General features: G+C 63.2%; 20 protein-coding genes. 9 read left to right on the forward strand and 11 right to left on the reverse strand.

The window, feature by feature from the left end; genetic code table 11:
- Positions 1-191 precede the first annotated feature (191 nt).
- The 4 genes from FFS45_RS09700 (at position 192) to FFS45_RS09715 (ending at position 4,475) form a co-directional block, all read left to right on the forward strand.
- Entirely contained in the window at positions 192-1,106 is a 915-nt protein-coding gene (locus FFS45_RS09700; protein WP_137954423.1) for a spermidine synthase, read from the forward strand.
- Between the two features lie 328 nt (positions 1,107-1,434).
- Positions 1,435-1,674, forward strand: a complete 240-nt coding sequence (locus FFS45_RS09705) for a DUF3311 domain-containing protein (RefSeq protein ID WP_137954424.1) — start codon at positions 1,435-1,437, stop codon at positions 1,672-1,674.
- Positions 1,671-3,221, forward strand: coding sequence for a monocarboxylate uptake permease MctP (locus FFS45_RS09710; RefSeq protein ID WP_137954425.1), 1,551 nt, complete (start codon positions 1,671-1,673; stop codon positions 3,219-3,221). Before FFS45_RS09705 ends, FFS45_RS09710 begins: the two co-directional genes overlap by 4 nt.
- Before the next feature lie 117 nt (positions 3,222-3,338).
- Positions 3,339-4,475 (forward strand): FUSC family protein, encoded by a 1,137-nt coding sequence (locus FFS45_RS09715; protein ID WP_137954426.1) that lies wholly within the window; start codon positions 3,339-3,341, stop codon positions 4,473-4,475.
- Positions 4,476-4,611: 136 nt separating this feature from the next.
- Here FFS45_RS09715 and FFS45_RS09720 read toward each other — a convergent pair whose 3' ends face one another.
- The 5 genes from FFS45_RS09720 to FFS45_RS09740 form a co-directional block, all read right to left on the reverse strand.
- The gene (locus FFS45_RS09720; RefSeq protein ID WP_137954427.1) at positions 4,612-5,028 is read right to left on the reverse strand and encodes a VOC family protein; all 417 of its coding nucleotides are present in this window, start codon (positions 5,026-5,028) and stop codon (positions 4,612-4,614) included.
- Positions 5,029-5,200: 172 nt separating this feature from the next.
- The gene (tal, locus tag FFS45_RS09725; RefSeq protein WP_137954428.1) at positions 5,201-6,154 is read right to left on the reverse strand and encodes a transaldolase; all 954 of its coding nucleotides are present in this window, start codon (positions 6,152-6,154) and stop codon (positions 5,201-5,203) included.
- Between the two features lie 241 nt (positions 6,155-6,395).
- On the reverse strand, positions 6,396-7,616 hold the full coding sequence (locus FFS45_RS09730) for a benzoate/H(+) symporter BenE family transporter (protein ID WP_137954429.1): 1,221 nt from the start codon (positions 7,614-7,616) through the stop codon (positions 6,396-6,398).
- A gap of 60 nt (positions 7,617-7,676) precedes the next feature.
- Positions 7,677-8,852, reverse strand: a complete 1,176-nt coding sequence (locus FFS45_RS09735; RefSeq protein ID WP_137954430.1) for a VWA domain-containing protein — start codon at positions 8,850-8,852, stop codon at positions 7,677-7,679.
- Between the two features lie 77 nt (positions 8,853-8,929).
- Positions 8,930-9,772, reverse strand: coding sequence for a MoxR family ATPase (locus FFS45_RS09740; RefSeq protein ID WP_137954431.1), 843 nt, complete (start codon positions 9,770-9,772; stop codon positions 8,930-8,932).
- Positions 9,773-10,203: 431 nt separating this feature from the next.
- Here FFS45_RS09740 and FFS45_RS09745 point away from each other — a divergent pair, with 431 nt between their 5' ends.
- Together FFS45_RS09745 and FFS45_RS09750 are read left to right on the forward strand one after the other, a co-directional pair.
- Positions 10,204-10,572 (forward strand): c-type cytochrome, encoded by a 369-nt coding sequence (locus FFS45_RS09745; RefSeq protein WP_137954432.1) that lies wholly within the window; start codon positions 10,204-10,206, stop codon positions 10,570-10,572.
- 60 nt (positions 10,573-10,632) lie between these two features.
- The gene (locus FFS45_RS09750; protein WP_137954433.1) at positions 10,633-11,016 is read left to right on the forward strand and encodes a cytochrome c; all 384 of its coding nucleotides are present in this window, start codon (positions 10,633-10,635) and stop codon (positions 11,014-11,016) included.
- 93 nt (positions 11,017-11,109) lie between these two features.
- On the opposite strand, the gene FFS45_RS09755 is transcribed toward FFS45_RS09750, so the two are convergent.
- The 3 genes from FFS45_RS09755 to rsxB form a co-directional block, all read right to left on the reverse strand.
- Entirely contained in the window at positions 11,110-11,544 is a 435-nt protein-coding gene (locus FFS45_RS09755; RefSeq protein ID WP_137954574.1) for a DUF1841 family protein, read from the reverse strand.
- A gap of 145 nt (positions 11,545-11,689) precedes the next feature.
- A complete protein-coding gene (gene nth, locus FFS45_RS09760; RefSeq protein WP_137954434.1) occupies positions 11,690-12,334 on the reverse strand; it encodes an endonuclease III in 645 nt (214 codons plus the stop codon).
- Positions 12,335-12,349: 15 nt separating this feature from the next.
- Entirely contained in the window at positions 12,350-13,213 is an 864-nt protein-coding gene (gene rsxB, locus FFS45_RS09765; RefSeq protein WP_249362741.1) for an electron transport complex subunit RsxB, read from the reverse strand.
- 269 nt (positions 13,214-13,482) lie between these two features.
- Here rsxB and FFS45_RS09770 point away from each other — a divergent pair, with 269 nt between their 5' ends.
- Positions 13,483-14,115: a TetR/AcrR family transcriptional regulator gene (locus FFS45_RS09770; protein WP_137954435.1), complete on the forward strand. Its 633-nt coding sequence runs from the start codon at positions 13,483-13,485 to the stop codon at positions 14,113-14,115.
- Positions 14,116-14,346: 231 nt separating this feature from the next.
- Here the strand turns inward: FFS45_RS09770 and phaZ are convergent, their stop codons facing one another.
- Both phaZ and FFS45_RS09780 read right to left on the reverse strand, forming a co-directional pair.
- The gene (gene phaZ, locus FFS45_RS09775; protein ID WP_137954436.1) at positions 14,347-15,624 is read right to left on the reverse strand and encodes a polyhydroxyalkanoate depolymerase; all 1,278 of its coding nucleotides are present in this window, start codon (positions 15,622-15,624) and stop codon (positions 14,347-14,349) included.
- Positions 15,625-15,876: 252 nt separating this feature from the next.
- On the reverse strand, positions 15,877-17,766 hold the full coding sequence (locus tag FFS45_RS09780) for a glycoside hydrolase family 15 protein (protein ID WP_137954437.1): 1,890 nt from the start codon (positions 17,764-17,766) through the stop codon (positions 15,877-15,879).
- Between the two features lie 288 nt (positions 17,767-18,054).
- Between FFS45_RS09780 and FFS45_RS09785 the strand changes: the two genes are divergently transcribed.
- A complete protein-coding gene (locus tag FFS45_RS09785; RefSeq protein ID WP_137954438.1) occupies positions 18,055-18,300 on the forward strand; it encodes a hypothetical protein in 246 nt (81 codons plus the stop codon).
- A 273-nt stretch (positions 18,301-18,573) separates the two neighbouring features.
- Here the strand turns inward: FFS45_RS09785 and FFS45_RS09790 are convergent, their stop codons facing one another.
- Entirely contained in the window at positions 18,574-18,726 is a 153-nt protein-coding gene (locus FFS45_RS09790) for a DUF3096 domain-containing protein (protein ID WP_090688297.1), read from the reverse strand.
- A 342-nt stretch (positions 18,727-19,068) separates the two neighbouring features.
- On the opposite strand from FFS45_RS09790, the gene FFS45_RS09795 reads away from it, so the two are divergent.
- Positions 19,069-20,226, forward strand: coding sequence for a lactonase family protein (locus FFS45_RS09795; protein WP_137954439.1), 1,158 nt, complete (start codon positions 19,069-19,071; stop codon positions 20,224-20,226).
- The last annotated feature ends 125 nt before the right edge of the window (positions 20,227-20,351 follow it).

Below are 20,351 nucleotides of genomic sequence, written 5' to 3' on the forward strand. Positions count from 1 at the left end.
GCGAAACAAAGTTGAAGCAAGGTAAAAACCGGCTTGAAAAAGGCCGCAAAACGCGGATGAACCGGCAGAAGCTTGACAGAAGCACGCCAGAAAACCGCCAACAGGCAAGAGTACATGGAAAAGAATTCAGCGGCGGCGAATGCTATGCTCTCGTTCGACCAAAAATTGCGTCCCTGACGCGACATCCTCACATGACGACATTGATCAAGCGCGCATCGGCTGAAGCACGCGCATTCCGCAACAAAGAGGCCCAATCCGCCGGCGCGAAACAGAAAATCACGCGCACCGCGAGGCGCGCCTCGCGTGACGAAGACCTCGACGACGCGCCGCAGATCGAAACGCCGCGCAAGCCGCGCTTCGCACCGGTGACGTTCTCGGAAGAGGGCGGCGTGCGCTATCTGCACTTCGGTACGGAGTGGGTGCAGGGTGCGATGCGTCTGCGCAAGCCTGATCACATCGAACTCGAATACGCGCAGCAGATGATGGCCTGGCTGCTGTTTCTCGAAGCGCCGAAGCGCATCGTCCAGCTTGGCCTGGGCGCGGCGGCGCTGACCAAGTTCGCGCATCGCTTCCTGAAGCGCTCGAAGGTGGAAGCGGTCGAACTGAATCCGGCGGTGGTGGTGGCCGCGCGCACGATGTTCCAGTTGCCTTCGGACGATGCCCGCCTCACCGTGCACGAAACCGATGCATGGGACTTCGTCAACGAGCGCGCCAACCACGGCACGATCGGGGCGCTGCAGATCGATGTCTACGATGCGACCGCCCGCGGTCCGGTGCTCGACAGCGTGGCGTTCTATCGCGCGGTGCGCGCGTGCCTGACGGACGCGGGTGTGGTGACCGTGAACCTGTTCGGCGATCATCCGAGCTTCGTGCGCAACATGAAGCGTCTGAACGAAGCCTTCGATGGCCGCGTGGTGGCGCTGCCCGAAGTGCACGACGGCAACCGCGTGGCGATCGCGTTTTCGGGCCCCGCGCTCGACGTGCCGTTCGCCACGCTGCAGGCGCGCGCCAAGCTGATCGAAGCCGAACTGGGCCTGCCGGCGCGCAAATGGATCAAGGGCCTGCAGGAATCGACCGGCCAGGCGAGCGGCTCGTTCACTATCTAGGCACATCGCACAGGGCCGGTCGCGCGTCGTACGCCTCACTCTTCCGGCCCCGATCCGCGTCACCGCTTACAGACCATTCCCGGGCGCGCTACGCACGTGCGTAGCGGCGCCCAGGCGGCGGGCCTTTGCCGCCCGCCACACCCCCTCTCCGCCCTCAGGGACGCGGCTTTGGCCTCGGGTCGTCCCTGCTTGACCGTACCTTCGCGACTCCTATACTCTTTCAATGCTTTCGGGGTGCCCGTGGCTTACCGGCGGCGCGGCCTCTCGCACCGGGATCACCGCCCGTCAATCACGGGATACAAGTCAATAAAAGGAAAAAGGAGACGTCATGGCTCAAGACGCCGACGCGAACAAGGCCAGCAGACACTGGCTCTGGTTGCTGTTGCTTCCCTGGATCGCCATGATCTGGGTGCCGTCATACAACAAGGTCGAACCCCAACTGTTCGATTTCCCGTTCTTCTACTGGTATCAACTGTTGTGGGTGCTGATCAGCGCGGTCATCACGGCACTTGTCTACTTCAAGACCAAAAAACGTTCGCCGGATAGCTCGCAAGGGGGCGCTCAATGAATCCCGTCGCCACCTTTGTATTCGTCCTGTTCTTTATCGGCGTGACGATTCTCGGCTTTATCGCGGCCCACTGGCGCCGCGGGGACCTCGCTCACCTCGAAGAGTGGGGCCTCGGCGGACGCCGCTTCGGCACCATCGTCACGTGGTTCCTGCTGGGCGGCGACCTGTACACCGCCTACACCTTCATCGCCGTGCCGGCGCTCGTGTTCGGCGCAGGCGCAACGGGCTTCTTCGCGCTGCCCTATACGATCCTGATCTATCCGTTCGCCTTCGTGGTGTTCCCCAAGCTCTGGAGCATTGCGAAACGTCAGGGCTACGTGACGTCCGCGGACTTCGTCAATGCCCGCTACGGCAGCCGGATGCTCGCGCTGGCAGTGGCCGTGACCGGCATCGTCGCCACCATGCCGTATATCGCGCTGCAACTGGTCGGGATCGAAGTGGTGATCGGCGCGCTCGGTTTCGACACCACGGGCTTTGTGGGCGATCTGCCGCTCATCATCGCCTTTGCGATTCTCGCTGCCTACACCTACACGTCGGGCTTGCGCGCGCCGGCCATGATCGCGGTGGTCAAGGATCTGCTGATCTACGTTACGATCGCCGCTGCCGTGATCGTGATTCCGCCGCAACTGGGCGGCTTCGGCCATATCTTCGGCGCGGTGCCGCCGGCCAAGCTGCTGCTCAAGGCGCCGGACGTGTCGAGCCTGAATGGCTACAGCGCGTACGCCACGCTGGCAGTCGGTTCGGCGCTGGCGCTATTCCTCTATCCGCACTCGATTACCGCGGTGCTTTCGTCGAAGTCGGGTAATACGATCCGCCGCAATATGGCGATGCTGCCGGCGTACTCGCTGGTGCTCGGCCTGCTTGCGCTGCTCGGCTTCATGGCGCTGGCGGCCGGCGTGAAAGACATGCCGGAATTTGCCCCGTACTTCAAGGCATTCGGCCCGAACTTCGCGGTGCCGGCGTTGTTCCTGCATTTCTTCCCGTCGTGGTTCGTCGGGGTCGCATTTGCCGCCATCGGTATCGGCGCACTGGTGCCGGCTGCGATCATGTCGATTGCCGCGGCCAATCTGTACACGCGCAATATCCACAAGGAGTTCATCAACCGCGGCATGACGACGGAGCAGGAGACCAACATCGCCAAACTGGTCTCGCTGATCGTCAAGGTGGGTGCGGTGGCCTTCATTCTGGGCTTGCCGCTCACGTACGCGATCCAGTTGCAATTGCTGGGCGGCATCTGGATCATCCAGACGCTGCCGGCGATCGTGCTCGGTCTCTACACGCGCATGCTCGACTATCGCGGCCTGCTGCTCGGCTGGGCAGTCGGCATTGTGACCGGCACGTGGATGGCCATCTCGCTGAAGCTCGCGGGTTCGATCTTCACGATCCACCTGTTCGGGCTCGCGATCCCCGGCTATGCGGCGGTGTGGTCGCTGGTGGTGAATCTGGTGGTGGCGGTGGTGGTGAGCCTGCTGGTGCGCGCGGCCGGCATGAAGCACGCCGAAGATCGCACCCGGCCTGAAGACTATCTGGACGTGGTGGAAAGCTAGGCCCTTTCCTTTCTCCCTGAGTCCCGCACAAAACAAAACGCCCGCAACGAAAATTTGCGGGCGTTTTGCATTTTTGGTGCACGATAGCTATATCGCATCTCCAGTCCCCGGGCGCCCATGTCTTCTGCCGATTCCGATCCTGTGATGCCGCGCCGCACGAGCGCCAACCGCATTCTCAGGGCGATCACCTCGCCGTATTACCGTTACCGGCACGCCAAACTGCTCCATAGCGTGCGGGTCGGCCTCGCGATGATGGTGTCGATTATCGCCACGACCGGCATCAATATTCCGCACGGCATCTGGTCGTCGGTGACGCTGCTGGTGGTGATCGGCGGCCTGCAGCATCACGGCAACATCCGCAAGAAGGCCACGGACCGGGCGGCGGGGACGCTGCTCGGCGCGGCCATCGGGCTCGCGCTGATCCTGCAGCAGAACCTGATCGGCTCGCTGTGGGTGACCTATGTCCTGATGTCCGTGGTGGCGGCCATCTGCGCCTGGTACGCGATCGGCAAGGGCGGCTATGTCGGGCTGCTGACGGCGATCACCATGTGCATCGTCGCGGGCCACGGCGACAACCTGATCGACACGGGCCTCTGGCGCACGCTGAACGTGCTGATCGGCATTGTGATCGCGCTGGCGTTCTCGTTTGCCTTGCCGCTGCATGCGACCTATTCATGGCGCTATCTTCTCGCCGACAATCTGCGCGGCTGTGCGCGGATTTATACCTGCCTCGTGAGCAATAAGGCTCTCGATGCGAACGACCAGATCAAGGCCTTTCTGGAGTTGAACGCGCGGCTCGTCCAATTGCGTGCACTGATGCCCTCGGTGGCGAAGGAGATCGAGGCGCCACCGGGGAAACTGGAAGAGATACAGCGCGTGCATCGCTCGGTGTTGAGTGCGCTGGAAATCATGGCGACTGGCGCGTTGGCGCATGCGGATCAGGCAGCGCGGGCGGCGTTCGCGCGGCAATGCGGCGCGGAGGCGCGGGCCGTGCGAGCCATGCTGCTGTCGATGGCCCGAGGTTTGCGCTTCGGCGGCGCGGCGCGCTTCCTGGCGCCACAGGTTGTGCTGGCGCGTGTGCCGGGCGCCGCGCTCGGGTCGCACCTGGCCCCCGAACTGCAGGGCCCCTACTGGCTCGGCGAGCGCATGATCGAGCAGGTCGACCACCTGCGGGCGCTGCTGCTGGAGACGGAACCGAACTGGAATATCGAGCGGCACGGGGTGCACGCCCGTTTTGCGACTACGCCGCGTTAAAAGCAAGGGCAGGGTAACGGGCGGGTCAAGGGCAGCTAAAGGGCAGCTAAAGGGCGAGTGAAGGGCAGCTAAAGTGCGGGTGAAGGGCAGGCGAAGGCCAGCTAAAAGCCGGCGATTCGCCTTCCCACGCCGACGCTTAGCTCGTATGCGGAATAGTCACCATCCAGCCGATCCCAAACTTGTCGGTCAGCATGCCAAAGCCCTCGGTCCAGAACGTGGCCTGCCACGGCATATTGACCGTGCCGCCTTCGGCCAGCGCGTTAAAGAGCTTTTCGCCGTGGGCGAGGTCATCGGCAGTCAGCGAAAGGCTGAAGCCCTTGTGAGTCACGCTTTCGCTCATGCAGTCGTCGGCCACCATCAGGATGGTCGAGCCGACCTTGACCGAGGCGTGCATGACCTGATTGTCGAATTTCGGATTGGCCGGATGGCCCGCGTCGGGCGGTGCATCCTTGTAATGCATCTTGAACAGCACTTCGGCGCCGATCTTCTCGGTATAGAAGGCCAGTGCTTCTTCGCAGCGGCCGCCGAAAAATACATAAGGCTGGATTTCCATCGTCGTCTCCCATGCGATTGAGTGCGAAAGTATTGACTCGCGCGGCACAGTCACCGTCCGAGCGGACAGAACAACGCCACAGCGAACGATTGTAGTCGTCTGCTGTGGCGTCGATTGTGAAACGTGGTGAAATCTTCCGGGGACCTCGCCGAAGGTCCCGTGTTGCGCCTCTTTAACGCAGTTCTTCGATCAGCTTTTCGAGCTTGACGGCGTCGGCCGCGAAGGCGCGAATCCCTTCGGCGAGCTTTTCGGTGGCCATGGCTTCGTCGTTGACGAGGAAGCGGAACGACGATTCGTCGACCGGCACGCGTTCAATGGCCGCATTCTGGCCCAGCTCCGGCGACAGCTTGCGCTCGACCTTCTCAGTGCTGTCCTGCAGCTTTTGCAGCAGGTCGGGGCTGATCGTCAGCAGGTCGCAGCCGGCCAGTTCGAGCACCTGGCCCGGGGTGCGGAAGCTCGCGCCCATCACCTCGGTCTTGTAGCCGAACTTCTTGTAGTACGCATAGATGCGGCGCACCGACTGCACGCCCGGATCGTTCGCGCCGCCGTCTTTCGCCTCGTCCCAGGCGCTGCCGGCGTTCTTCTTGTACCAGTCGTAGATGCGGCCGACGAACGGCGAGATCAGTTGCGCGCCCGCTTCGGCGCAGGCAGCGGCCTGGGCGAGCGAGAACAGCAGCGTCATGTTGCAGTGGATGCCGTCTTTCTGCAGTTGCTCTGCCGCGCGGATGCCTTCCCATGTGGAGGCGAGCTTGATCAGGATGCGTTCGCGGCCGATGCCGGCGGCTTCGTACAGCTTGATCAGCTCATGGCCTTTGTCGATCGAGCCTTTGACGTCGAACGACAGGCGTGCGTCGACTTCGGTCGAGACGCGGCCCGGGATGATCTTGAGGATTTCGGTGCCGAAGGCGATCAGCAGGTGATCGATGATGGCGCCGACCGGCTTGGACGCGTGGTCGCGCACGGTTTTTTCGAGCAGCGGACGGTAGTCGTCTTTCTGCACGGCCTTGAGGATCAACGACGGGTTGGTCGTCGCATCCTGAGGCTTGTACTGCGCGAGTTGCTGGAAGTCACCGGTATCGGCGACGACGGTCGTGAATTGCTTGAGTTGATCGAGTGCGGTAGTCATGTCGAGCCTTCAGGGCGCACAGGCGCAATGGTCCAAAAGTGGAGGTTGCCGCAAAGGTCACAGGAGCGGTTGCTCCGGCGACCTCGACTGCAGCATTTCACGCTGCGGTATCTCCCATGATGTTGCCGGGAAATGCCGCCCGATACTTCTATTCTATGGCGGATCGGATGATGGGGTTTTGACACCCGGGTTTTAAGCCCCGTTTTTTACACCCGCATTCACTGGTTCGGTCAGCCCGCGTTCAGGCTCTCCGCGCGTTCAGCACGAATTGCGTCAGCACGCCGGCCACGAGTCCCCAGAACGCCGAGCCGATCGACAGCAGCGTGAGGCCGGAGGCGGTCACCATGAAGGTGACCAGCGCCGCTTCACGCTGTTTCAGGTCCTGCATGGCGTTGGCGAGGCCGCTCATGATCGAGCCGAACAGCGCCAGCGCCGCCACGGAAACCACCAGCGCCTTCGGCAGCGAGGCGAACAGGGCGGCAATCGTCGCGCCGAAAATCCCGGCGATCAGGTAGAACACGCCAGCCCAGACGGCGGCGGTGTAGCGTTTGTTGCGATCCTCATGGGCTTCGGGGCCGGTACAGATGGCTGCCGTAATCGCCGCAAGATTGATGCCGTGCGAGCCGAACGGCGCGAGCAGCAGCGAAGCGATGCCGGTGGTGGCGATCAGCGGGGCGGACGGGGTCGTATAGCCGTCGGCGCGCAGCACGGCGATGCCCGGCACGTTCTGCGAGGCCATTGCCACCACGAAGAGCGGAATCCCAATGCTGATGATCGCCGCGGCCGAGAAGGCCGGCATGGTCAGCACGGGTTGGGCGAGCGCCACATGGAAGCGGCTGAAGTCGAGCAGCCCGAGGCCGCCGGCGACCGCCGTGCCCACAATCAACGTGGTCACGATCGCATAGCGCGGAGCGAGGCGTTTGATGACGAGATAGGTGAAGAACATCGCCAGCACCAGCGTGGTCTGGAATTGCGCGGCGCGGAAAATCTCAATGCCGATCTCGAACAGGATGCCCGCCAGCAAGGCGGAAGCGATTCCCGCGGGAATCTTCTTCATCAGCGTATCGAACCAGCCGGTCATGCCGACCACGGTGAGCAGCAGCGCGCAGACGATAAACGCGCCAATCGCCTGCGCATAGGCCACGTGCGGCAACGACGACACCAGCAGCGCGGCCCCCGGCGTCGACCAGGCAATCACGATGGGCGCGCGAAAGCGCAGCGACAGGCCAATGGTGCACAGCGCCATGCCGATCGAGAGCGCCCAGATCCACGAAGAAATCTGCGCGTCGGACAGATGCGCTGCCTGACCCGCCTGGAACATCAGCACGAGCGAGCTGGTATAGCCGGTCATCATGGCGACGAAGCCGGCCACCAGCGCCGATAGCGAGGTGTCCGAGAACGGTCGCAGCCGCGCGGGCGGCGCGGCGGAAGGGGACAGCTCGGGGGATGAAGGCAAACTCATGCAACAGGTCTCGGTTTTGTTATGGATAAGGTGGTGCGGCTCATCGGCACATTGGGGCGCTCATTTGCTGAGCACCCGCATCGCGGTCTCCAGACCGGCGAGCGTGAGAGGATACATCCGATGCCCGAGCACTTCGCGGATCACCGACACTGATTGCCGGTAATCCCACAGCCCTTCGGGTTCGGGATTGAGCCACGCGTAATGCGGGAAGTGGTCGGCGAGGCGCCGCAGCCACACCGCGCCGGCCTCGGGGTTGTTGTATTCCACCGATCCGCCCGGCTGCAGCACTTCGTAGGGGCTCATGGTGGCGTCGCCGACGAAGATCAGCTTGTAGTCGGGCGTGAACTTGTGCAGCACGTCCCAGGTGGGCATGCGTTCGGCATGACGGCGCCGGTTGTTCTTCCACAGGAAGTCGTACACGCAGTTGTGGAAGTAATAGAACTCGAGATGCTTGAACTCCGCCTTGGCGGCCGAAAACAGTTCTTCGGTGCGCTTGATGTGGTCGTCCATCGAGCCGCCCACGTCGAGCAGCATCAGCACCTTCACGTTGTTGTGCCGCTCCGGCACCATCTTCAGATCGAGCCAGCCGGCGTTCGCCGCCGTGCTGCGGATCGTGTCGGGCAGATCGAGCTCTTCGGCGGCGCCTTCGCGCGCAAAGCGCCGCAGCCGCCGCAGCGCGACCTTGATGTTGCGCGTGCCGATCTCGACCTGGTCGTCGTAGTCCCGATAGGCGCGCGCCTCCCACACCTTGACGCCGGTGCGGTTGCCCGCCGAGTCTCCGCCAATGCGGATACCTTCCGGGTTATAGCCGCCGTTGCCGAACGGCGAGGTGCCGCCCGTGCCGATCCACTTGTTGCCGCCCTCGTGGCGTTCCTTCTGCTCGTCGAACAGTTCCTTGAGGCGCTCCATCAGCTTGTCGAGACCGCCCATGGCTTCGATCTGCGCCTTTTCTTCCGGCGACAGGTCACGCTGCAGCTTCTTTTTCAGCCAGTCGAGCGGCACGTCGAGCGCCAGTTCCGACTTCGTTGCCACGCCGTTGAAATACGCGCCGAAGGCCTGGTCGAACTTGTCGAAATACTGCTCGTCTTTCACCAGCGTAAGACGGGCGAGATAGTAGAACTCGTCGAGCGAGGGCGCGATCACGCTGGCCTTGAGCGCTTCGAGCAGCGTCAGGTATTCCTTCACGGAGACCGGCAGCTTGGCGGCGCGCAACGAATAAAAGAAGTCGATCAGCATGCGGTTTCCTCCGCGCGAGCGCCGGGCGGCTCACGCTCCGGCGCAAGACACGCGCCTGCTTCAGGCGCGCGTCGGGTTCAACGGTTGTTGCGGTTCATGAAAATGAGTCTTTCGAACAGGCTCACGTCCTGCTCGTTCTTGAGCAGTGCGCCATGCAGCGGCGGGATGATCTGCTTGTGATCCGACGAGCGCAGCGCTTCGGCCGGGATGTCTTCGGCGAGCAGCAGCTTTAGCCAGTCGAGCAGTTCCGAGGTGGACGGCTTCTTCTTCAGGCCCGACACGTTGCGCAGTTCGAAAAAGCTCGCCATGGCCGCGGAGAGCAGGTCTTTCTTGATGCCGGGGTAGTGCACCTCGACGATCTGCTGCATCGTCACCGGGTCCGGGAACTTGATGTAGTGGAAGAAGCAGCGGCGCAGGAACGCATCCGGGAGCTCCTTCTCGTTGTTCGACGTGATGATGACGAGCGGGCGGTGCTTCGCGCGCACCAGCTCGTGCGTCTCGTAGACGTAGAACTCCATGCGGTCGAGTTCGCGCAGCAGGTCGTTGGGGAATTCGATGTCGGCCTTGTCGATTTCGTCGATCAGCAGCACGGTCTGCTGGTCCGCTTCGAACGCCTGCCACAGCACGCCTTTGACGATGTAGTTGCGGATGTCCTTGACGCGCTCGTCGCCGAGCTGCGAATCGCGCAGGCGCGACACCGCATCGTACTCGTACAGGCCTTGCTGCGCCTTGGTGGTGGACTTGATGTGCCATTGCAGGAGCGGCATGCCGAGGGCTGCCGCGACTTCCTCGGCCAGCATGGTTTTGCCGGTGCCGGGCTCGCCTTTGATGAGCAGCGGCCGCTGCAGCGTCATCGCGGCGTTGACCGCAAGTTTGAGGTCGTCGGTGGCGACGTACTGCGAGGAGCCTTCGAAACGCATGGCGAGACGCTCGTTCGGGGAAAAATTCCAGTATAAGTCAGAAGCCCTGTTGGGCCGAAACGCGCTGGCGTATGGTGTCATCCGCACCGGCTGCCGGTGCGCGGCCCGGTGGGCGGGCCGCGCGTGGCGCCGGGCAAGGTGCGGGTTTTCCCGCCGGCCGGCGGGGTGGCCCGGGCAAGTTCGGGCGCCCCGCGCAGGGTCTGTGCAAAAGCGCTGGAACGCCCGCCGTTATGGGGTTTGCGGCCGTCCGGCGGACCCGCCCGCGCGGTGCGAAAGCCCGCCGGACGGCCCCGCCCGCCAGGTGGACGCCCGCGGCGGCAGCGCGGTACAATTAGCCCGATTTTTTTGGCCGCGTGGCAACCCTAGAACAAGAATGGTGCAGGCTGTTGCCTTTTCGGGCGCTCGTTTCCCCTCAAGCCAGGTTACATGCTATGAATAAATTCGTCGGCAAACACGTCGTGATCGCAGCGCTGTCGGTTCTGGCGGGCTACGCGGCCAGTGCGCAGGCAGCGGATGTCGTCGGCAACGCCAAGGCGGGCCAGGGTAAGGTCGCGATGTGTATTGGCTGCCACGGCATTCCTGACTACCGCACGGCGTACCCGGAGGTCTACCGGGTGCCTATCCTCGGCGGCCAGAATCAGGCATACCTCGAAAATGCGCTGCACGCCTACAAGAAGGGCGACCGTCACTTCGACACGATGCACGCCATTGCCACCTCGCTGTCGGACCAGGATATTGCCGACATTGCCGCGTACTATGCGGCGCAGACCCCCGCTTCGAAAAACAATCCCTACAAGTGACCGGTTGCGCTCATCCATCCAGTCACCAGGCTATTTAAATTTCGCGGGATAGGAGAATTCATGAAGACGCCCCAACAGGCACTCCACACGGTTTTCAAAACTGCATGTGCAGCGGCGGCAGTTTTCGGTCTGGCCGCAGCCAACCTGGCGCACGCCGCCGACGCCGATAACGGCAAGGTGCTGGCCGACGCGCACAACTGCGCGGCTTGCCACGGCGTGAATCTGAACAAGCCCGTGAGCCCGGAATACCCGCGGCTCGCCGGGCAGCATGCCGACTACATCTACTGGGCGCTGCGCCAGTATCAGATGGGCAATGGCAACCCGCACTTCGGCCGCAACAACGCGATCATGCAGGCGCAGGTGCAAAGCCTGTCGCAAAGCGATATGAAGGACCTCGCGGCCTATATCGAATCGCTGAACGGCGATCTGGTCGAAAAGAAGTAAGCGCGCGGTATTGCGCGGTGAAAATGCAAAACACCCCGCCTGGAGCGGGGTGTTTTGCATTGAAGCGAGACGCCTGGCTGCCTGGTTGCCCAGTCAATCGCGCGAGGCGCGCTGCTCGATGCGCTGCAGGTAAGCGTCCGTGTCGGGCGGGGTGCCGGTGCGCTGAGCTTCCCACAGGGTTTCGCCGAGGCAATCCATGATGGCGTGCTGGGCGTCGTGAGTGGAGCCCAGGCGCGCGGCGAGCCGTTCATGGGCTGCGCGGATGCCCGGCGGCTGGTCGATCGACAGTTGTTCGCTGATGGCCAGATGCATCGACAGATGCAGGAACGGGTTGGTCTGGCCGCGCTCGGGCGAGTAATCCTGGGCGGAAGCGGCCTCGCCGTCCTGCAGCTCGGCATGGTATTCGGGGTGTTCGACGATCCAGTCGGCGGCGATTGCCTCGAGCGGCGTCAGGATCGCGCCTTCGCGCTGCTTGCGCCAGGTCTCGGTGAAAAAGCTTCGGACTTCGTCGCGGCTAGGATTGAACATCGTGGGCTGAAAGCGGTAGTGAGGGGTGCGCGCATGGCGGGCAAAGCCGCTGCGCTTTTTGGGGCAAGCATTCATTTTACGCCGCGGGCCGGTGCGGCGCTGGCAGGTGAGCACGCCCGCGCGGCGCGCCGCCGTGCCGTGCCTTTCACAGCTCAGGCGGCGGCGTCTTCGGCCTGAACTCGCAGAGCGGTTCGATCACGCAATGCCAGCATTCCGGGCGGCGGGCCTTGCAGACGTAACGGCCGTGCAGGATCAGCCAGTGGTGCGCGTCCTGCCTGAACTCGGCTGGCGTGAATTTCTCCAGCGCGGCTTCGACCGTGCGCACATCTTTGCCGGGCGCGAGCCCGGTACGATTGGCAACCCGAAAGATGTGCGTGTCGACAGCAATGGTCGGCTGACCGAAGGCCGTGTTCAGGATCACGTTGGCGGTCTTGCGGCCGACCCCAGGCAGGCTTTCGAGCGCTTCGCGATCGGCCGGCACTTCTCCGCCGTACTGCTCGAGCAGGATCTGGCAGGTCGCGATGACGTTCTTCGCCTTGGTGCGATACAGGCCGATAGTCTTGATGTACTCCGTCACGCCGGCCTCGCCGAGTTCGGCGATCTGCTGCGGCGTGTTCGCGACCGGGAACATCTTGCGCATGGCCTTGTTGACCGACACGTCGGTGGCCTGCGCCGACAACATCACCGCAATCAGCAGTTCAAACGGCGTGGTGTATTCGAGTTCGGTGGTCGGATGCGGGTTGAGGCTCTGGAGCGTCTCGTAGATGGCGCGGCGTTTGTTCGCGTTCATACCAGGGCAGGGCGGTCAGGGTTTGGGTGTATGGGGCGTGGTCGCCGGGGAGTCGCCTTCAGCCCCGCCTTCGATGCCCAGGCGCCGGCGGCGCGCTTCGGCGGCGTCGATCTGGGCCTGCACGTCGGCGCTCACGCGCTCGGTGTTTTGCGGTCCCGCACCTTTGGCAGCCAGTTCTTCCTTCTTCTTGCGCGCGCGCTCCAGCGCAGCCTGGATAATGGCGCGCTTCTTCGCTTCGGGGTCGTCGACGGGTGCCGTAGCCGCCGCCGCATTGTGCGGGACCGCAGCGGTTGGTGCCGCGGGCGCCTGAGTGCCGGCGTGGCCCGCCGTGCGGCGCGCGGCAGCGCGCGCCTCGGCGGCATCGCGTTCGCGCGTGAGCCGCGCTTCGCGGCGGTCGTGATGCTCGCGGGCGGCCTGCGCCTCGTCCGCGCTCCAGGCGTCCCAGCCGGTCGCCACGCCGGTGACCGGCAACATGGTGATGCAGTCGACCGGGCAGGGGGCGACGCACAGGTCGCAGCCGGTGCACAGCGCCTCGATGACCGTGTGCATCTGCTTCGGTCCGCCAAGGATCGCATCTACCGGACAGGCCTGCATGCATAGCGTGCAGCCGATGCACAGGTTCTCGTCGATCACCGCCAGCGGCCGGGGCCGTTCGACGCCATTGGCGGGATTGAGCGCGATCACCGGCTTGCCGAGCAGGGCGGCGAGCCGCGCCACGCCTTCGGCGCCGCCTGGCGGACACTGGTTGTAGTTCGCTGTGCCAACGGCCACAGCTTCCGCGTACGGCCGGCATGCTGCGTAGCCGCACTTCGTACATTGGGTCTGGGGAAGCAGATCTTCGATGCGCTCTGCGAGGGTTCTGGAATCGGTCACGGTCACAACGGTGAGGCTTGCCGGCGGGCCACTGCGGGCCCTTCGCGGCAAGCGGGAACGAGGCGGATTTGCTCGCTCCATCAGGCGTAGGGGAAGTGGCACATTATCGCCGATTTCCCCGATTGCGATTGTCAAACCATGTGCCATAATCAAAGCGCTTTTCCGAAAGACCGCAGAAGGGTGTCCCCCAACCAGCCCGTTCCATGCTGTCGGTGCAAGGCCCGAGGAGAGGCCGGCGGCACGATCCGGATAACGCGGCTCACGATGATGCCACCATGAATCAGCCGAAAATCAAAAGAGATCCTGAAGGCACCCGGCGCCGTATTCTGCTCGCGGCCGCTGAGGAGTTTGCAAATGGGGGGTTGTTCGGCGCACGCGTCGACCAGATTGCCCGCCGCGCAGAAACCAATGAACGCATGCTCTATTACTACTTTGGGAGCAAGGAGCAGCTTTTCACCGCCGTCCTCGAACACGCTTTTGGCGCTTTGAACGAGGCAGAACGTACGCTTGAGCTGAACGGTATTGCGCCGGTCGAGGCCATTACGCGCCTCGCGCATTTCGTGTGGGACTATTACCGCGATCACCCCGAGTTGCTGCGTCTGGTGAATAACGAGAATCTGCACGAGGCGCGGTATATGCAGAAGTCCACGCGCATTCGCGAAATGATCTCGCCCATTGTTGCGACGCTCGGAAGCATTCTCGAACGTGGCCAGCGCGCGGGCCTGTTTCGCACCAACGTCGATCCGCTGCGTTTTTACGTCACGCTCTCGGGTATGGGGTATTACATCGTCTCGAACCGTTTCACGCTGGAGGCCACGCTCGGCCGCGATTTCAGCACCCCTGCCGAGCGCAGTGAAGTCATTCAGATGAACACGGAGTTGTTGCTCGCGTATCTGTTGAGGCGCTAGGCGTCAGCACGGCAGGCAGGGTAAATACCAATCCTTTAGGCGTGCTATCGGCGTGCGGCTCTCCAATGAGCCGGCGCGCGTCCGGTTCGCAGACGGCGTAGCAAAAAGCGAAGGCCCCGCAAGGGGGCCTTCGCTTTTGCCGTTTCTGCCGCTTTTGCCGCTTCTGCATTTGATGCGCGCGCAACTTTCACGAAAGCGGCCCGCTTCGCGCGGGCCGCAAGACAAAGCCGCTCAGGCTTCGACTTTTTCCTTCGCGACCTTGGGCGCCTTGTTGTGCGCAAGGATGAAGTCACGCAGTTGCGGATAGATGATGGTGCGCCAGCGGCGGCCCGAGAAGATGCCGTAGTGGCCGCACTTTTCCGCTGTGAAATGCTGCTTGTGCTCCGGCGGAATGCCGCTGCACAGATCCTGCGCGGCGCGCGTCTGACCGTCGCCGGAAATGTCGTCGAGCTCGCCTTCGATCGTGAAGAGGGCGGTCTTCTTGATGTCCTGCGGCCGCACGCGTTCGCCCGCCACATCCCAGGTGCCTTCGGCCAGGCGGAATTCCTGGAACACGACGCGGATCGTGTCGAGGTAATAGTCGGCGTCCATGTCGAGCACGGCGTTGTACTCGTCGTAGAAGCGGCGGTGCGCTTCGGCGTCGTCCTCGTCGCCGCGCAGCAGGCTCTGGTAATAGTCCCAGTGCGAGGCCGCGTGGCGCTCCGGATTCATGGCCACGAAACCGGTGTGCTGCAGGAAGCCCGGATAGACCTTGCGGCCCACGCCCGGATAGTTCGGCGGTACCGTGTAGATCACGTTGTTGTCGAACCATTCGAACGAGTGCTGCGTGGCGAGCGAATTCACCGAAGTCGGGCTCTTGCGAGCGTCGATCGGGCCACCCATCATCGTCATCGTGCGCGGGGTTTCCTCGCCGCGGCTCGCCATCAGCGAGATGGCCGCCAGCACCGGCACCGTCGGCTGGCACACGGAGATCACGTGCAGATCTTTCGCGCCAATGTGACGGATGAATTCCTGGATGTAAGCAACGTAATCATCGAGGTGGAAGCGGCCTTCCTCGAGCGGCACCATGCGCGCGTCGATCCAGTCGGTGATGTACACCTTGTGGTCTTGCAGCAACGTGCGCACCGTGTCGCGCAGCAGCGTGGCGTGATGGCCCGAGAGCGGCGCGCACACCAGCACGACCGGCTCGTCTTTCAGTTGGCTGACAGCGCCGCTGTCGTCAGCGAAACGCTTGAAGCGCAACAGACGGCAGAACGGTTTCTCGATGATCGTCTGTTCGATGATCGGGATGTTGTGACCATCCTTAACAATCTGGTGCAGGTTGAATTCGGGCTTCTCGTAGTCCTTGCCGAGCCGGTAGAGCAATTCGTAACCGGCGGAAAGACGCGTGGCGCCCGGAACATAGGCAAAAGGGCTGGCCGGATTCGCGAAGGATTTCGACGCGGCCTGAGCCCAGGCGGTCAGCGGGCTCAACAGCGCCCGCTGGAATTCGTGCAGTTGATAGAGCATGGGTGCTCCGGTGTTGGGGCGATTCGCATGGGGCTTCGCAAACACGCGTATCGCGTTGCGGCGGGCCGTATTGGTTGTGATGGCGGGTGATTATCGTATCGGCCAACAGTGTCGTTTGATGATATCGGACAACTTGAAATTGTGCAACGCAGCAACTGTTAACTTGTTTGCACGCAAAATGTCATGGAATCATGGTACTGGCGATGTTGCTATGCCGCTATCCGGGGTTGCCGCAGGGTCAAGTTTGGCCGCCTACCTGCCGTTATGAGCCGGCGCGGTCTGCGCCGACGCGTTCTGGGCTGCACCGTTGTGCGACGGCTGCCCGGTCGCCCTGGCCATTTCCTGCTCATGCTTCATCAGGTTCAGACCGGTGTGCACAAGGGCCACATGAGAAAACGCCTGCGGGAAATTGCCGACCAGGCGTTTCTGCGCGGGGTCGTACTCTTCGGCCAGCAGGCCGACGTCGTTGGCGAGCGCGAGGAGCCGCTCGTACATTGCCTCCGCTTCGGCCACGCGGCCCTGCATCGCCAGGTTGTCGACCATCCAGAAGCTGCATGCAAGGAAGGTACCTTCGCCGGGCGGCAGGCCGTCGTTGAATTCCGTGGTGCGATAGCGCATCACGAAGCCGTCGCGCATCAGATACTTTTCGGTGGCGGCGACCGTGCCGATCACCCGCGGGTCCGACGGCGGCAGGAAGCCGACCTGCGCCAGCAGCAAAACACTCGCGTCGAGCTCGTCGCCGCCGTAGACCTGGGTAAAGGCATTGAGCGCGGGGTTCCAGCTCTTCTCGCACACCTGCGCGTGAATCTCCTCACGAATCTCGCGCCAGTGCTCGAGCGGGCCGGGCAGGTTGAACTTTTCAGCGGACCTGATCGCGCGGTCGAAGGCGACCCATGCCATCACCTTCGAGAAGGTGAAATGCTGGCGGCCGCCGCGCGTTTCCCAAATACCTTCGTCGGGCTGCTGCCAGATGGTTTCCAGATGCTCGAGCATCTCGCACTGCACGTTCCACGCCGTGTCGTCTGCCTGCAGACCGCCCACCCGCGCGAGATGCAGTGCGTTCATGACTTCACCGTAGACATCGAGCTGCAACTGGCCGGCCGCGTTGTTGCCGATGCGCACCGGTTTTGCGCCCTGGTAGCCCGGCAGCCATTCGACTTCGAACTCCGGCAGGCGCCGCTCGCCGGCAATTCCATACATGATCTGCAACTGCTCCGGTGCTCCCGCCATGACGCGCGCGAGCCAGCTTCGCCACGCGCGCGCTTCGTCGAAGTAGCCGCCGCGCATCATCGCCAGCAGCGTGATGGTGGCGTCGCGCAGCCAGCAGTAGCGGTAATCCCAGTTGCGTGTGCCGCCTAGCTGTTCGGGCAGCGATGTGGTGGGGGCGGCGACGATGCCGCCGGTCGGCTCGTAGGCGAGCGCCTTCAATGTGATGAGCGAGCGGCGGATCGGCTCGGCGTATTTGCCTTCGACCGTGCCGCGTGCCGACCACTCGAGCCAGTGATTCTCGGTGCGGGCGAGCGCGGTGTGTGGATCGCGAGCCGGGGGGATGCGCAGATGCGACGGCGAGTACGCGAGTGAGAACGGCACCCGCTCGCCCGGCGACACGGTGAATTCAGCGACGGTGTGCATGTTCTCGCCGCGCAGTTCGACCGGGGTGCGCAGCACGGCGGTATCCGGACCGACAATCGCCTTGATGCCGCTGTCGTCCTTCAGACGGCTGACCCACGGAATCGAAAAACCGTAGTCGAAGCGCAGCACCAGTTCCATCTTCATGCGCACTGTGCCGCGCCGGCCCACCACGATCCGCACCAGTTCCGACCAGCCGTTGCCGGGCGGCATGAAGTCGATCACCGTCACGGCGCCTTCGGCAGTTTCGATATCGGTTTCGAGTATCAGCGTTTCGCCGCGATAGCGGCGGGTAATCTTCGCCGGCGCAGCGGCACCGGTGGAGTCGGCAGAGTCGCCGGAAGCCGGGGCGATCAGCCAGCGCCCGTTCTGTTCGGTGCCGAGCAGCGCGGCGAAACAGGCGCCCGAGTCGAAACGCGGCCAGCAGAGCCAGTCGACGGAGCCGTCACGGGAGATCAGAGCGGCGGTGTGGCCGTCGCCGACGAGGGCATAGTCTTCGATGAGTGCGGGCATAGATGACTGATTGAGCTGTGTGGACGGGGAGTGGGCAAATAAGCGGGCAAACAAGTGATCGAATAAGCAAGGCGTGTAAAGCGTACGCCAGGAACTCACTGGGATGTTGTTATTACCGGACCGGTGCGATGCATTTTGGTTCAGCATCCCGCATGGACAAAGTGGCCTTGGTATTTTGAGATAACGCTGTCTACAATCGGATTTCGAGTAGATGGGCGAGGGTCGGGCGGCAGGTGTGGGGACGCCGGTCCATCGCGCACGTCAATACTGTTTTCGAGGATGAAAGCCATGCTGAACCCGTCGAAATCCGATTGCATCACCATTCTCTCAGCGGCCAGCGAACTGGCCGACGATTCGATGCTGGCGCTCGATGCCAGCAGTCTGGGCCTCTCCCGCAACGGGATGCGGACCGCCGCCTTCTTCCTGATCGAACGGGCCTGCTTCAAGCGCGTCCGCGAGGGTGACGGCCATTATGCCGTCGGCAGCCTGTCCCTGCAGGGGCGGCTGAGGCTTGAACAGCTCGCCAACGGGTAAGCCCCCGGCCCAGTGCCGGGCAACCTCTGAGCAAGCCGCGCAGCGGAAGCCACGCAGGTCATTCACACGGTTAAGCCATGTGTTGGACCTGGGGCTGAGTTCGGCCCGGCTTTCTGCGCTGCAAGCCACATGCCGCATGCTGCGCACCTCATGCCTCATGCCTCATGTCTCCTGGGAGCAGCGTGCGGTCGAGGCATGCCCATCTGGCTGGGCGTAGTCCCTGCGCACAGTTCGCATTCCATGTCGGGTTTCCCGAACGGCGGTGGTCAAGATTCAGAAATGGGACGCCCCCACGCCGAAAATCCCAATGATTCCGATGATGATCAGATAGAGCGCGACGATGTAGTTCAAGAGACGCGGCGTCACGAGGATGAGAATACCGGCGATCAGGGAAACGACTGGGCCCAGACTGAATGTGACGTTCATGAAAACTCCGAGTGGTGAGACGGGTGCAGGAAGGGATTCAGGCGGGCCGTATGCTGCGCGGTCCGCCTCAACGCTTTGCTTCTATCTTCTATACTTGCGGCGGTAACCAAGAGGGTTTCAGCCCCTGGGGTTCCCAGGCGGATGTCCTCGAGCGCCTGGCAGACCAGCGACATCAACAAAACCGAATAACCCGATGTTCAGGAGGTTGACATGCATCGTAGTGACCGAGCCGCCGTTCGTGCCGCGCGCCAGTCTTCACTTCAGCCCGCCAGCAAAACCGCGAGGATAGGGTCCGCGCGGCCTGCGTGGTCCGCCCGTTCGATAATAAAAGGTTTCGTGCTTATGGTCTCGATTGCCGCTTCACATGCGTTTGCCCAGGACGCCGGTCCGGCGCCGGCCGACGGTGTCTACGACATGCTTGTCGGCACCTATACGGGCGGCAAGAGCGAAGGCATCTACGTCTACCGCTTCGATACGAAGACCGGCGAGGCCACGCCCGTGTCGGTGGCGAAGACGGTCAACCCGTCGTATCTGGTGGTGAGCAGCGACCGCCGTCATGTGTATGCCGTCAACGAACTGCCTGGCGACAATGGTCCTGCTTCGCAACGCGGCGGCATCAGCGCGTTCGGCTTCGATCCGGCGAGCGGCCAGTTGACGTTTCTCAACCACGTATCGTCGGAAGGCAACGACCCGTGCTATCTGAAGATCTCGCCGGACGGCAAGTATCTGCTGACGGCGAACTACTCGGTGGCGGCCGATCCGGGCGGCAGCTTCGCGGTATTCCCGCTGCAGGCAGACGGCCAGGTGGGGCAGGCGGTGCTGACCGTGCATCATGACGGCAGTGGCCCGGTGAAGGGGCGCCAGGACAACGCGCATGTGCACTCGACGGTGTTTTCGCCGGACGGCCAATACCTGTTCGCCCAGGACCTCGGCGCGGACAAGTTGTATTCATACCGCTATACGCCCGATGGCAGCCGCGGCCTGTTCGGTCCTACCGAGTGGCGCTATACCGATGTGAAAGCCGGCAGCGGCCCGCGTCATCTGGTGTTCGGCCCCGACGGCAAATACGCGTATCTGACGAGCGAACTGGCGGCTACGGTCAGCACGTTCCGCTATAACGACGGCCGGCTCACGCTGTTGCAGGTGTCACCGCTTACCGAGCCGGGCTTCAAGGGGCAGGTGGGGGCAGCGGCGATCCATCTGTCGCCGGATGGGCGATTCCTCTACGCAAGCAACCGCGGCGACGCGAACCAGATTGTGATCTTCGCGGTTGATCCGGCCAATGGCCATCTTAAGCTGGTGGGCCGGCAATCGAGCCTTGGCAAGTCGCCGCGCGAATTCGCCATCGATCCGACGGGGAACTGGCTGATCGTCGGCAATCAGAACAGCGACACCGTCTATGTGTTCAGGCGCGATCAGCAGACCGGCTTGCTCGAAGCGAATCCGAAGCGGATCGATATCGGCTCGCCGGTGGACTTCAAGCTGGTGTCGCCGTCGTAACAGCGGGGGCATCACGCAGCGGCATCCGGCTGCGCGATGCCGTGGCGTAAGACGTGCATAGAGCAAGGCGCGGCCGGACGCGCCCGAAGCGCCACAAGCAAAACGGGCCTCGGAAGCATGCATGC

The sequence above is a fragment of the Burkholderia sp. 4M9327F10 genome, from assembly GCF_005503145.1.
GTDB lineage: Bacteria > Pseudomonadota > Gammaproteobacteria > Burkholderiales > Burkholderiaceae > Paraburkholderia.

Coding starts and splice junctions, on each gene's coding strand:
- FFS45_RS09710 (WP_137954425.1), top strand. CDS start 1,671: ATGAATCCCGTCGCCACCTTTGTATTCGTCCTGTTCTTTATCGGCGTG.
- FFS45_RS09785 (WP_137954438.1), top strand. CDS start 18,055: ATGCTGAACCCGTCGAAATCCGATTGCATCACCATTCTCTCAGCGGCC.
- FFS45_RS09705 (WP_137954424.1), top strand. CDS start 1,435: ATGGCTCAAGACGCCGACGCGAACAAGGCCAGCAGACACTGGCTCTGG.
- FFS45_RS09770 (WP_137954435.1), top strand. CDS start 13,483: ATGAATCAGCCGAAAATCAAAAGAGATCCTGAAGGCACCCGGCGCCGT.
- FFS45_RS09700 (WP_137954423.1), top strand. CDS start 192: ATGACGACATTGATCAAGCGCGCATCGGCTGAAGCACGCGCATTCCGC.
- FFS45_RS09740 (WP_137954431.1), bottom strand. CDS start 9,772: ATGCGTTTCGAAGGCTCCTCGCAGTACGTCGCCACCGACGACCTCAAA.
- FFS45_RS09780 (WP_137954437.1), bottom strand. CDS start 17,766: ATGCCCGCACTCATCGAAGACTATGCCCTCGTCGGCGACGGCCACACC.
- phaZ (WP_137954436.1), bottom strand. CDS start 15,624: ATGCTCTATCAACTGCACGAATTCCAGCGGGCGCTGTTGAGCCCGCTG.
- FFS45_RS09795 (WP_137954439.1), top strand. CDS start 19,069: ATGGTCTCGATTGCCGCTTCACATGCGTTTGCCCAGGACGCCGGTCCG.
- FFS45_RS09790 (WP_090688297.1), bottom strand. CDS start 18,726: ATGAACGTCACATTCAGTCTGGGCCCAGTCGTTTCCCTGATCGCCGGT.
- FFS45_RS09750 (WP_137954433.1), top strand. CDS start 10,633: ATGAAGACGCCCCAACAGGCACTCCACACGGTTTTCAAAACTGCATGT.
- FFS45_RS09730 (WP_137954429.1), bottom strand. CDS start 7,616: ATGAGTTTGCCTTCATCCCCCGAGCTGTCCCCTTCCGCCGCGCCGCCC.
- tal (WP_137954428.1), bottom strand. CDS start 6,154: ATGACTACCGCACTCGATCAACTCAAGCAATTCACGACCGTCGTCGCC.
- FFS45_RS09720 (WP_137954427.1), bottom strand. CDS start 5,028: ATGGAAATCCAGCCTTATGTATTTTTCGGCGGCCGCTGCGAAGAAGCA.
- FFS45_RS09715 (WP_137954426.1), top strand. CDS start 3,339: ATGTCTTCTGCCGATTCCGATCCTGTGATGCCGCGCCGCACGAGCGCC.
- FFS45_RS09755 (WP_137954574.1), bottom strand. CDS start 11,544: ATGTTCAATCCTAGCCGCGACGAAGTCCGAAGCTTTTTCACCGAGACC.
- nth (WP_137954434.1), bottom strand. CDS start 12,334: ATGAACGCGAACAAACGCCGCGCCATCTACGAGACGCTCCAGAGCCTC.
- FFS45_RS09735 (WP_137954430.1), bottom strand. CDS start 8,852: ATGCTGATCGACTTCTTTTATTCGTTGCGCGCCGCCAAGCTGCCGGTC.
- FFS45_RS09745 (WP_137954432.1), top strand. CDS start 10,204: ATGAATAAATTCGTCGGCAAACACGTCGTGATCGCAGCGCTGTCGGTT.